Below are 12315 nucleotides of genomic sequence, written 5' to 3'. Positions count from 1 at the left end.
GCAACTCCTTTCTGACTGACAAACAAAAGATGAAAAAAATCCCCACCGCGTCGTTAGCCCGACCCGGAAGGGATTCGTTAATTCAGTATGACCGTTTGGGGGCCAGACTTACTCGTCTTCTAAATACGTGTAGCCATACAGGCCTGCTTCAAACTCTTCCAGGAACTGCGCGCGCAGCTCTTCATCCAGGTCACTTTGCTTGATCTGGTTACGGAAGTGCGTCAGCAACTCTGCCGGGTTCAACTGCACATATTCCAGCATATCGGCCACGGTATCGCCTTCGTCAGAAAGCTGTACTTCCACCGAACCGTCGGCGAAAGCAAAGACGTCGACCGCTTCGGTATCCCCGAACAGGTTGTGCATGTTACCGAGAATTTCCTGATAGGCACCGACCATAAAGAAGCCCAGCATCGGCGGATTATCAATATCGTATTCCGGCATTGGCATGGTGGTGGCAATGCCGTCACCGTCAATGTAGTGATCGATAGTCCCGTCCGAGTCACAGGTAATGTCCAGCAGCACGGCGCGGCGTTCAGGCACCTGATTCAGCCCTTCCAGCGGCATCACCGGGAACAGCTGATCGATACCCCAGGCGTCGGGCATCGACTGGAACAGCGAGAAGTTGACGTAAATCTTATCCGCCATACGCTCCTGCAGCTCATCGATAATCGGACGGTGCGCGCGGTTGCTTGGGTCAAGGTGCTGCTGAATATAGTGGCAGATGCTGAGATACAGCTGCTCGGCCCAGGCACGCTGCGTCAGGTCGTAAGTTCCCTGCGAATAACCGGTGTGGATATCGAACAGATCCATCTGGCTGTCATGTAGCCATTCACGCAATGAGCGGCGGTTGCTCGGCTCATGCATCTCCTGCCAGGTGTCCCACATACTGACAATCGGGCGCGGGGAGTCTTCCAGCGGCGCCTGAGGCTCGCTGAATTCATTACGTTCCACACCGATAATGTTGGAGACCAGCACCGTATGGTGCGCGGTCACTGCCCGGCCCGATTCCGTGATCACCGTCGGATGCGGTAAGCCGTGTTCTTCACAGGCATCACCGATAGCCCAGATCACGTTGTTAGCGTATTCGTTCAGACCGTAGTTAACGGAGCAGTCGCTCTGCGAGCGCGTGCCTTCATAATCCACGCCAAGGCCGCCGCCGACGTCAAAGCACTGGATGTTAACGCCAAGCTTCGCCAGTTCGACGTAGAAGCGCGCCGACTCACGCACACCTGTTGCAATATCACGAATGTTTGCCATCTGAGAGCCCAGATGGAAATGCAGCAGCTGCAGGCTTTCCATACGGCCCGCTTCGCGCATAATCTCGACCAGCTTCAGCACCTGGGTCGCGGACAAACCAAACTTGGATTTCTCTCCGCCGCTCGACTGCCATTTGCCGGAGCCCTGCGAAGCCAGACGCGCACGAATACCCAGGCGTGGTACCACGTTAAGGCGTTCCGCTTCTTCCAGTACCAGCTTCACTTCGGTCATTTTTTCCAGCACCAGATAGACCTTGTGGCCCATCTTCTCGCCAATCAGTGCGAGGCGGATATATTCACGGTCTTTATAGCCGTTACAGACGATCACCGAACGCGTCATCCCGGCATGGGCCAGCACGGCCATCAGCTCGGCTTTCGAGCCTGCTTCCAGCCCCAGGGGTTCACCGGAGTTGATCAGGGACTCAATCACGCGTTTATGCTGGTTAACCTTAATCGGATACACAAGGAAGTAATCACCGCGATAGCCGTAAGACTCACGCGCACGTTTAAAAGCGGCGTTAATCGAGCGCAGGCGATGCTGTAAAATTTGTGGGAAACAGAACAAGGCGGGTAAGCGCTGACCTTCCGCCTCGCGCTCTTTCACCAGCTTGGCGAGATCGACGCGTGCTTCCGGCACATCCGGATCGGGACAAACACTGATATGGCCCAGTTCGTTCACGTCGTAGTAGTTATTACCCCACCAGGCGATATTGTAAGTCCGCAGCATTTTGCTGGCGTCCAAATCGCTCATGGCGACCTCCTGCATGGAACGGAGTACGCCCTGTTCGCCTGCTGACGAACCCTTAATTGTCTTCATGTCGTCAGACATTTCGATCCTCGAATTTCATTGATGCGAAACAGTAAACTACTATCGCAGGGAAAACCCGCGACAACAACCCATCGACTGGCGGGTTAGACAGCACAAAACGCTGAAATTCCGCACCGAACAACCTCTTAAGTATAACATTATGCAAAATCTTAATGTGCACAATGCGCCCTCTGTCATGAAAATTTGACACTTTGAACAATAGTTGAAACTTTCATTAAAGAAAAAACACTAGCAATCCGATTAATGAGTAACCTAGAATAGCCGTCCAGATGTTAATCCGTCTAAACTGGTTAACTTCTATACCCTAAATCATTCGAGTTGTAGCAGGGCGACAAACAAGTGTCGCCAGCGAAGCCGCAGCTTGAAGTATGACGCTTATCAGCGTCTTGTTTGTACTGCTCATGGCTTTGCCTGTGGGGGCGTCATGTCTGAGTTTCCAGACTGGTTTCCGGTCCTGGCGCATGCAGTCGATTTTCAACCCGTTAGAGTCAAGGTAAAGAATAAAATGGCTAAACACCTTTTTACATCCGAGTCCGTATCAGAAGGACATCCTGATAAAATCGCCGACCAGATTTCAGATGCTGTGCTCGATGCCATCCTCGAGCAAGATCCGAAAGCTCGCGTGGCCTGCGAAACCTATGTGAAAACCGGAATGGTTCTGGTTGGCGGTGAAATCACCACCAGCGCATGGGTCGATATTGAAGAGATCACTCGTCAGACCGTGCGTGATATCGGCTATGTCCATTCCGATATGGGCTTTGATGCCAACTCTTGTGCTGTACTGAGTGCGATTGGCAAACAGTCTCCCGACATTAACCAGGGCGTTGACCGTACCGACCCGCTGGAGCAGGGTGCTGGCGACCAGGGCCTGATGTTTGGCTACGCCACCAACGAAACTGACGTGCTGATGCCTGCACCGATCACTTACGCGCACCGTCTGGTGCAGCGTCAGGCTGAAGTACGTAAAAGCGGCAGCCTGCCGTGGCTGCGTCCGGATGCGAAAAGCCAGATCACCTTCCAGTACGACAACGGTAAAATTGTCGGTATTGATGCGGTAGTTCTGTCGACTCAGCACTCCGAAGACATTTCGCAGAAAGATCTGCAGGAAGCGGTGATGGAAGAGATCCTCAAGCCGGTTCTGCCGACGGAGTGGATCAACGCCAACACCAAATACCATATCAACCCTACTGGCCGTTTTGTTATTGGTGGCCCAATGGGCGACTGCGGTCTGACCGGGCGTAAAATCATCGTTGATACCTACGGCGGCATGGCACGTCACGGCGGCGGTGCGTTCTCAGGTAAGGATCCGTCTAAAGTTGATCGCTCTGCGGCCTATGCGGCACGTTACGTGGCGAAAAACATCGTAGCCGCTGGCCTGGCCGATCGTTGCGAAATCCAGGTCTCCTACGCTATCGGCGTAGCAGAACCGACCTCTATCATGGTGGAAACCTTCGGCACAGAGAAAGTCTCTACCGAACAACTGACCCTGCTGGTGCGCGAGTTCTTCGACCTGCGTCCTTACGGCCTGATTCAGATGCTGGACCTGCTGCATCCGATCTACCGCGAAACGGCCGCATACGGTCACTTTGGTCGCGAGCATTTCCCTTGGGAAAAAACCGACAAAGCTGAACTGCTGCGTGATGCTGCCGGCCTGAAATAAACTCAAGCCTGATGTATCAGGGGCACCCTCGGGTGCCCTTTTTTATGCCTGAAAGGCCCTAAACACATTGCAGCAAGTGATAACGATTACATAAAATAATTCTTTATTTTTCTTAGCGTTACAACAAACAAAATCTTCAACTAAATCCTAAAATGCGCTATTTTCAGCGTTGTCCGATAGCCGTTCATTGTAAAAACGGTTAAAGCTATAACGTGCTATGACTTACTGGTTACAAAGAGTTACAGCGGGATAAAAAGTGTTTTTCAGAAACTTCCAGTGTGGAAGCGATTACACCAATGTGATCTGAAGCACAGTCTGCTGTACCAGGGTTTCCTAACATCTATAACAACAACATACGGTACTACTCAATGGAGGCGACCATGCCTGATAATAAAAAACGCAGCAGGACATCAAACAAGGCCATGACCCTGTTTGTCTGTTTCCTCGCCGCACTGGCAGGCCTGCTGTTCGGCCTGGACATCGGTGTAATTGCCGGCGCATTACCCTTCATCGCGAAAGACTTCAGCGTGACCCCTCACCAACAGGAGTGGATTGTCAGCTCAATGATGTTTGGTGCCGCAATCGGTGCCGTCGGCAGCGGCTGGATGTCATCCTACCTCGGGCGTAAAAAAAGTCTGATGATCGGGGCCGTGCTGTTCGTTATCGGTTCCCTGTGGTCAGCCTTCTCCCCTAACCCGGAAATGCTGATTGTTGCCCGCGTACTGCTGGGCCTGGCAGTAGGTGTCGCATCATATACTGCTCCGCTTTACCTGTCTGAGATTGCACCGGAGAAGATCCGTGGCAGCATGATCTCGCTATACCAGCTGATGATTACCATCGGTATTCTCGGTGCTTATCTGTCGGATACTGCTTTCAGCTACTCCGGTGAGTGGCGCTGGATGCTCGGCGTGATCACTATCCCTGCCCTGCTGCTGCTGGTCGGTGTGTTCTTCTTGCCGAACAGCCCACGCTGGCTGGCGGCGAAAGGTGATTTCCGCAGCGCACAGCGGGTGCTGGATCGTCTGCGTGATACCAGCGAACAGGCGAAACGTGAACTGGATGAAATTCGTGAAAGTCTGAAGATCAAGCAGTCTGGCTGGTCGCTGTTCAAAGACAACAGCAACTTCCGCCGCGCGGTCTATCTGGGCGTGTTATTGCAGGTGATGCAGCAGTTCACCGGCATGAACGTCATCATGTACTACGCGCCAAAAATCTTCGAAATTGCTGGCTTCACCAATACCACCCAGCAGATGTGGGGAACGGTGATTGTCGGACTGATCAACGTGCTGGCCACCTTTATCGCTATTGGTCTGGTGGATCGCTGGGGCCGTAAGCCGACGCTAATCCTTGGCTTCATTGTGATGGCTGCCGGTATGGGCGTGCTGGGTACCATGCTGCACGTGGGGATCCACTCAGAAGGCGCGCAATACTTCGCTATTGCGATGCTGCTGATGTTTATCGTTGGTTTTGCGATGAGTGCCGGTCCGCTGATCTGGGTACTGTGTTCAGAAATCCAGCCGCTGAAAGGGCGTGATTTCGGTATCACGGTGTCGACCGCGACCAACTGGATTGCCAACATGATTGTCGGAGCCACCTTCCTGACCATGCTGAACACGCTGGGTAACGCCAACACCTTCTGGGTGTACGGCGCGCTGAACCTGTTCTTTATTGTCCTGACACTGTGGCTGATCCCGGAAACGAAAAACGTTTCACTGGAGCACATCGAACGTAATCTGTTAGGCGGTAAAAAACTGCGCAATATCGGTCAGCGCGACTGAACAATCAGTGACGCCAAAGACCCACGATAAAAACGGGCCAGCGATGATGCTGGCCCGTTTTCTTTTTATAGCGCCAGAAGATGCCAGCTACAGCTTGAATTGCCCGGTGTCGGCCCGTATTCTTGCCTGCATGAAATCCCAGAGACTCCCCATCGCTTTGCAACAGGCCGTGATGCGCCAGCTGCGTGAAAAATTACAGCAGGCCAATGTGCGTCTGGAGCGCGACTATCCCGAACCGGCACTGGTTTATCAGCAGCGTGGAACCGCTGCCGGAACCGCCTGGCTACAGCACTGGGAAATCCGCCTGAATCCGGTATTACTGCTGGAAAATCAGCAGGCGTTTATTGATGAAGTTGTCCCTCATGAGCTGGCCCACCTGCTGGTATGGAAACATTTCGGTCGCGTTGCCCCCCACGGTAAAGAGTGGAAATGGATGATGGAAAGCATCCTTGGTGTTCCCGCCCGTCGTACCCATCAGTTCGCAGTTCAATCCGTACGTAGCCGGGCCTTCCCCTATTTCTGCCGTTGTCAGCAGCATCAGCTGACGGTCAGACGCCATAACCGGGTGGTACGCGGTGAAAGCGAATACCGCTGTCTGCACTGCGGTGACATCCTCAAGTCCGGTGACTTCCAGAAATCTTAAAATCTGCCTGATATGATTGAAATTCAGGCAATTTAAGACACCTGTCTTCGCCACTTATTCGTAATATCCTGCATATCTGTTACTCTCCCTGCCTCTTTCATGGATTACAGATTTACTGGAATATGTCTCGCAAAATTTTAGCCTCTGTGGCCTTTGCTCTGCTGCTACCCGCCTTCTTTTCCCACGCCCTCAGCCTGGATAACTATCATCAGAACAGCTTCAACCAGGCGAAAGCTTATGCTGCGCAGATCAATGAGGGTGCGCCCGGCACTTTCTACTGCGGCTGTAAAATTCACTGGCAGGGGAAAAAAGGCGTTCCTGACCTCGCCTCATGCGGTTATCAGGTGCGTAAGAACGCCAACCGCGCCAGCCGTATTGAGTGGGAACATGTGGTTCCGGCCTGGAGCTTTGGCCACCAGCGTCAGTGCTGGCAAAATGGCGGCCGTAAAAACTGTGCCAAAGATGAGGGCTACCGCCGCATGGAAACCGATCTGCACAACCTGCAACCCTCTATCGGCGAAGTGAACGGCGATCGGGGTAACTTTATGTACAGTCAGTGGAACGGTGGGGAATCACAGTACGGTCAGTGCGCCATGAAGGTCGATTTTAAAAATAAGCTGGCTGAGCCGCCAGTGCGCGCCCGTGGCGCGATTGCCCGCACCTGGTTCTATATGCGTGACCAGTACCAGCTGCAAATGTCAAAACAGCAAACCCAGTTGATGACCGCATGGAATAAGCAGTACCCGGCTACTCAGTGGGAATGCGAACGCGACCGCCGCATTGCGCGTGTGCAGGGGAATCACAACCCTTATGTACAGCAGGCTTGCCAGCGGTAAAATCACTGACCTACACTGCACAGCATCCGTGCATTCATTTTGACAGGATTTCCATGCGTATACCCCGCATTTACCACCCTGAATCATTAGAGACAGGAAGTGAAACCGCCCTCAGCGAAGAAGCCGCTAACCACGTTGGCCGCGTACTGCGTATGGTGCCAGGCCAGGCCCTGGAATTGTTCGATGGCACAAATCTGACTTTTGCCGCCGAGATTATTCAGGCAGATAAAAAAAATGTGCGTGTCAAAATCATCGCAACCCGCGCCGACAGCCGCGAGTCCCCCCTTCATCTGCATCTTGGGCAGGTGATGTCACGCGGTGAAAAGATGGAGTTTACGATACAGAAAGCCGTAGAACTGGGAGTAAATGTGATTACCCCCTTGTTTTCTGAACGCTGCGGCGTAAAGCTGGATGCAGATCGTCTGGCGAAAAAAATTCAGCAGTGGCAGAAAATCGCCATTGCCGCCTGCGAACAGTGCGGGCGAAACAGCATACCGGAAGTCAGGCCAGCAATGGCACTTGACGCCTGGTGTGCAGAGCAGGATCACGGGTTAAGATTAAATCTCCATCCACGAGCTGAACACAGCATCAACACACTGCCGCTCCCGGTTGAGCGCGTGAGGTTGCTGATTGGCCCGGAAGGAGGACTCACGTCCGATGAAATCAGTATGACCGCACAGCATGGTTTTACCGATATTTTGCTGGGGCCGCGCGTACTGCGTACCGAAACCACCGCCCTGACGGCGATTACCGCCCTGCAGGTGCGTTTTGGCGACCTGGGCTAAAACTAATAAACATACTTGAGCGTAATCGTCGCAGACAGTTTGCAGGCTAGATAGCTCTAAGTGGAGAAGAAAGAATGATTAAGCTTGGCATCGTGATGGACCCGATCACTTCCATCAATATTAAAAAAGACACCAGCTTTGCCATGTTGCTGGAAGCACAGCGCCGTGGTTACGAAATTCACTACATGGAGATGAACGATCTCTATCTGCGTGGTGGCGAAGGCCGTGCCCGCACCCGCCTGCTGAGCGTAGAGCAGAACTATGACAAATGGTTCGAGTTCGGCAGCGAGCAGGACATTGCGTTGGCCGATCTTAACGTGGTGCTGATGCGCAAAGATCCTCCGTTCGATACCGAGTTTATTTACGCCACCTACATCCTTGAGCGTGCGGAAGAGAAAGGCACACTGATCGTTAACAAGCCGCAGAGCCTGCGTGACTGTAACGAAAAGCTGTTCACCGCCTGGTTTGCCGAACTGACCCCGGATACGCTGGTCACACGTAATGCCAGCCAGATCCGCGAATTCTGGCAGGAGCACGGCGACATCATCCTCAAACCCCTGGACGGCATGGGTGGTGCGTCAATCTTCCGCGTTAAGAAAGAAGACCCGAACCTGTCAGTCATCATCGAAACCCTGACCAGCCACGGCGAGTTCTACTGCATGGCGCAAAACTTTATTCCTGGCATCAAAGACGGGGATAAACGCGTGCTGGTGGTGGACGGCGAACCGGTGCCTTACTGCCTGGCGCGTATTCCAAAAGCGGGAGAAACCCGTGGCAACCTGGCCGCGGGTGGCCGTGGTGAAGCTCGTCCACTGACCGAAAGCGACTGGGAAATTGCCCGCCGCGTTGGCCCAATCCTGAAAGAGAAAGGACTGATCTTTGTCGGCCTGGATATTATCGGTGACAAACTGACTGAAATTAATGTGACCAGCCCAACCTGCGTTCGCGAGATCGAAGCCGCATTCCCGATTTCTATCACCGGCATGCTGATGGATGCGATTGAAAAACGCCTGGCCTGATTGTTGCGACAGGGCCGGACTGCCCTCCGCTCACCCATTAACGCCCGTGGCGAACCGCCCGGGCGTTAACCAGACTACAGAACACTAAGTATGAATTTACAGCATCACTTTTTGATTGCCATGCCAACGCTACAGGACCCGCTGTTCAAACGTTCAGTGGTCTATATCTGCGAACACAATGATGATGGTGCGATGGGGCTGATCGTCAATAAACCGATGGAAAATCTGACGGTTGACGGCATTCTCACCAAGCTAAAAATATCACCAGAGCCACGTGAATCCGACGCAAGACTGGATAAACCGGTGTTTGCCGGGGGCCCGCTGGCAGAGGATCGCGGTTTTATTCTGCATTCCGCACAGCGGACATTTGCCTCCAGCATTCGTGTGTCTGACAACACGGTGATCACCACATCCCGCGATGTACTGGAAACGCTGGGTACGCCGGATCAACCCGAACAGGTACTGGTTGCACTGGGCTATTGTGCCTGGGAAAAAGATCAGCTGGAAAGCGAACTGCTGGAAAATGCCTGGCTGACGACCTCCGCCAACAGCAATATCCTGTTCCATACCCCGATTGCCGAGCGCTGGCGCGAAGCAGCAAAAAGTATGGGTGTCGATATCCATAATATCGCCAGTGAAGCAGGACACGCCTGATGAGCAGTATGACCATGTTGTCCTTTGATTTTGGGACGAAAAGTATTGGCGTGGCGATTGGCCAGCAACTGACCGGCACAGCCCGCCCGTTAACAGCGTTGAAAGCCAATGATGGCGTACCGGACTGGAACAAAATTGAAGCGCTGCTGAAAGAGTGGCAGCCGGACCGCGTAGTGGTGGGCCTGCCGCTGAATATGGATGGCACCGAACAACCGCTGACCGTACGGGCACGTAAATTCGCCAACCGTCTGCATGGCCGTTTTGGCGTACAGATTGAGCTGCATGATGAGCGTCTTAGCACTGTCGAAGCTCGTGCTGAACTGTTTGAGCGCGGGGGTTTTCGCGCCCTGAGCAAAGGCAGCGTCGATTCGCTTTCTGCGGTCATCATTCTGGAAAGCTGGTTCGAGAACCATTACACGTAAATGAGCTAAACGGGTCAGGCATGCCAGACCCTACACAATCGCCCTCCCGTCGAAGGGGCGTTGCATCACTCGCCCGTTCCCGGCACAACATTAACTCAATACCCCCAATCTTTGCCGTTCCGCCAGGCTCTGCTCAAACGTCTGCATTCCCAGCTGGCTGCCCGTCTGCAACAGCGCCGGGAGCTGATGCGTTTTCCCCTCGCGGATAAGATTCGCCACCGCCGGGCAGTTAACCAGCACCTCGAACAACGCGACCCTGCCCGTTTTTGCCTGCACCAGACGCTGGGCAATCACCGCCTGTAAACTCCCTGCCAGCTGGCTACGCACCAGGTTTTTTTCATTGCCGGGAAACACATCCACCAGCCGCTCCACAGCCTGTGCTGCGCCACGCGTATGCAGCGTTGCCAGCACCAGATGCCCGGTTTCAGCGGCCGTCAGCGCCAGTTGGATGGTTTCTGCATCACGCAGTTCGCCCAGCAGGATCACATCCGGGTCTTCACGCAGTGCCGCACGAAGCCCCGAGCCAAAGCCGTTGAAGTGCAGGCCCTTCTCACGCTGCTGGATCAGCGACTGTGCGCTGCTATGCAGATATTCCACCGGGTCTTCCAGCGTCAGGATATGCCGCTGCTGATGCTGATTAATTTCGCCAATCAGCGCCGCCAGTGTAGTGGACTTGCCGCTGCCGGTGGCACCGGTTATCAGGATTAACCCCTCTTTGTGGTGCAGCAACGATCGTGTCACCTCCGGCAGGTGCAACACGTCCATTGCCGGGCAGTGACGGGCAATAAGACGCAGCGCCAGCGACAGACCGTGCCGCTGGCGGAAGAGATTCCCCCTCAGGCGCACACCCTCTGGCATCGTCAAGGCAAAGTCCACCTGCCCCTGCTGCGCCAGTTCCTGCTGCTGGGCCGCGCTCAGCCAGTGCTGTGCCACGCTTTCCAGCCATGCATTTTGCACCTCAGGCTCGCCGTCAATCGCTGTCAGACGGCCATCACAGCGCCAGAATGGAGAATGACCACTGCAAAGGTGCAGATCCCCGGCATTATGCTTTACACTAAGGGCCACTATTTCCTCAATATCCATATTTCATCCCTGACTATGACTTCGATTGAGCACAACTTACAGCAAGTCCACCAGCGGATCTCAGCGGCGGCGGCACAATGCGGGCGTGATCCACACGAGATTGAGCTGCTTGCAGTGAGCAAAACCAAACCTGCGAGCGCGGTCGAAGAAGCTGTGGCAGCCGGGCAGCGTAGCTTTGGCGAAAACTATGTGCAGGAAGGCGTGGATAAAATCCAGCTACTGGCAAATTCTGCCCTGACCTGGCACTTTATCGGCCCGCTGCAATCTAACAAAAGCCGTCTGGTCGCCGAGCATTTTGACTGGTGCCATACCGTTGACCGTCTGCGCATTGCCAGCCGCCTCAACGAGCAGCGCCCTGACGATTTGCCTCCGCTTAATGTCCTGATTCAAATCAATATCAGCGATGAGCAGAGTAAATCCGGTATCAGGCTGGCTGACCTGCCCGCGCTGGCACAGCAGATAGCCGATCTGCCGCGTCTCACACTGCGCGGATTGATGGCTATCCCGGCACCCGAAGCCGACTACGCGCGCCAGTTGGCGGTATGTCAGCAGATGGCCGAAGCGTTTCAACAGCTGCAACAAGATTATCCCGGCGTGGATACCCTCTCGCTGGGAATGAGTGACGATATGGATGCCGCAATCGCGGCAGGCAGTACCATGGTGCGTATCGGCACCGCAATTTTCGGCGCGCGCGACTACGGTCACACCGCCGTTCATCACAACAACTGAGGAACCTCATGCTAGCGTTGATCTTTCTGGTCACAACGGTGATTGCGATTTACATCAAAGTGTTGTTACTGCGCGTCTGGATGCAGTGGGCACGGTGTGACTTCTACAACCCATTCTCACAGTTTGTGGTGAAAATCACCCAACCGATCGTTAAACCTGTACGCCGCATCATCCCGTCTATCGGGCCGCTTGATACGGCTTCATTACTGCTGGCTTATATCGTCAGCGTGCTGCTGGGGCCGGTGACGTTGCGCCTGTTCGTGCCGGATCCAATTTTCCTCTACCTGGGTCTGGTGATCCTGGTGAAAGCGGCGGGTGTGCTGGTCTTCTGGGTCATTATCGTGCGTTCACTGATGAGCTGGGTCAGCCAGGGGCGTAACCCGGTTGATTACGTGCTGATTCAGTTAACAGAGCCGCTGATGGCACCTGTGCGCCGTATTATTCCGGCGATGGGCGGTATCGACTTTTCGGCAATGGCGGTGATTCTGATTCTGTATATGCTGAATTTCCTGGGCTTAGAATACATCCCCGGCTGGGCCCAGTTTTAACTGTCGTCTTTTACCCTACAGATGCGTTGGCTGCCCTTGTGAACCCCGGTCACTTACTACAGTAAGCTCCCGG

General features: G+C 54.1%; 13 protein-coding genes. 10 read left to right on the top strand and 3 right to left on the bottom strand.

The annotated features are described in order from the left end of the window. Positions 1-108: 108 nt before the first annotated feature. Complete coding sequence (gene speA / locus LJN55_RS04260) at positions 109-2085, bottom strand: biosynthetic arginine decarboxylase (protein ID WP_133846169.1); 1977 nt, start codon at positions 2083-2085, stop codon at positions 109-111. Further along, positions 2078-2179, bottom strand: a complete 102-nt coding sequence (locus tag LJN55_RS23900) for a virulence promoting factor (protein ID WP_265106030.1) — start codon at positions 2177-2179, stop codon at positions 2078-2080. Before LJN55_RS23900 ends, speA begins: the two co-directional genes overlap by 8 nt. Positions 2180-2590: 411 nt before the next feature. On the opposite strand from LJN55_RS23900, the gene metK reads away from it, so the two are divergent. The 8 genes from metK to ruvX all read left to right on the top strand — a co-directional run bounded on the left by metK (position 2591) and on the right by ruvX (position 9882). Further along, complete coding sequence (gene metK / locus LJN55_RS04250) at positions 2591-3745, top strand: methionine adenosyltransferase (RefSeq protein WP_200641263.1); 1155 nt, start codon at positions 2591-2593, stop codon at positions 3743-3745. Between the two features lie 380 nt (positions 3746-4125). Then, positions 4126-5523, top strand: a complete 1398-nt coding sequence (locus LJN55_RS04245; protein ID WP_133846165.1) for a sugar porter family MFS transporter — start codon at positions 4126-4128, stop codon at positions 5521-5523. 130 nt (positions 5524-5653) lie between these two features. Beyond that, entirely contained in the window at positions 5654-6166 is a 513-nt protein-coding gene (locus tag LJN55_RS04240; RefSeq protein WP_133846321.1) for a SprT family zinc-dependent metalloprotease, read from the top strand. Positions 6167-6288: 122 nt separating this feature from the next. Further along, positions 6289-7002 carry a deoxyribonuclease I gene (gene endA / locus LJN55_RS04235; protein WP_200641262.1) on the top strand — a complete coding sequence of 238 codons (714 nt, stop codon included), beginning with the start codon at positions 6289-6291 and terminating at the stop codon, positions 7000-7002. 53 nt (positions 7003-7055) lie between these two features. Further along, entirely contained in the window at positions 7056-7787 is a 732-nt protein-coding gene (rsmE, locus tag LJN55_RS04230; protein WP_159337582.1) for a 16S rRNA (uracil(1498)-N(3))-methyltransferase, read from the top strand. Positions 7788-7861: 74 nt separating this feature from the next. Beyond that, positions 7862-8806: a glutathione synthase gene (gshB, locus tag LJN55_RS04225; protein WP_133846162.1), complete on the top strand. Its 945-nt coding sequence runs from the start codon at positions 7862-7864 to the stop codon at positions 8804-8806. 90 nt (positions 8807-8896) lie between these two features. Next, positions 8897-9460, top strand: coding sequence for a YqgE/AlgH family protein (locus LJN55_RS04220; RefSeq protein ID WP_133846161.1), 564 nt, complete (start codon positions 8897-8899; stop codon positions 9458-9460). Then, positions 9460-9882 carry a Holliday junction resolvase RuvX gene (ruvX, locus tag LJN55_RS04215; protein WP_191933856.1) on the top strand — a complete coding sequence of 141 codons (423 nt, stop codon included), beginning with the start codon at positions 9460-9462 and terminating at the stop codon, positions 9880-9882. The genes LJN55_RS04220 and ruvX overlap by 1 nt, the downstream gene beginning before the upstream one ends. A 90-nt stretch (positions 9883-9972) precedes the next feature. Here ruvX and LJN55_RS04210 read toward each other — a convergent pair whose 3' ends face one another. Continuing rightward, positions 9973-10965 carry a type IV pilus twitching motility protein PilT gene (locus LJN55_RS04210; protein ID WP_133846159.1) on the bottom strand — a complete coding sequence of 331 codons (993 nt, stop codon included), beginning with the start codon at positions 10963-10965 and terminating at the stop codon, positions 9973-9975. A 15-nt stretch (positions 10966-10980) separates the two neighbouring features. Between LJN55_RS04210 and LJN55_RS04205 the strand changes: the two genes are divergently transcribed. After that, entirely contained in the window at positions 10981-11694 is a 714-nt protein-coding gene (locus tag LJN55_RS04205) for a YggS family pyridoxal phosphate-dependent enzyme (RefSeq protein ID WP_133846320.1), read from the top strand. Between the two features lie 8 nt (positions 11695-11702). Then, positions 11703-12242: a YggT family protein gene (locus tag LJN55_RS04200; protein WP_133846158.1), complete on the top strand. Its 540-nt coding sequence runs from the start codon at positions 11703-11705 to the stop codon at positions 12240-12242. Positions 12243-12315: the final 73 nt, after the last annotated feature.

The organism is Erwinia rhapontici, from assembly GCF_020683125.1.
In the GTDB taxonomy this organism is placed as follows: domain Bacteria; phylum Pseudomonadota; class Gammaproteobacteria; order Enterobacterales; family Enterobacteriaceae; genus Erwinia; species Erwinia rhapontici.
Note: the sequence above shows the minus strand (reverse complement) of the source record. Positions and strands in the feature narration are given on the sequence as shown.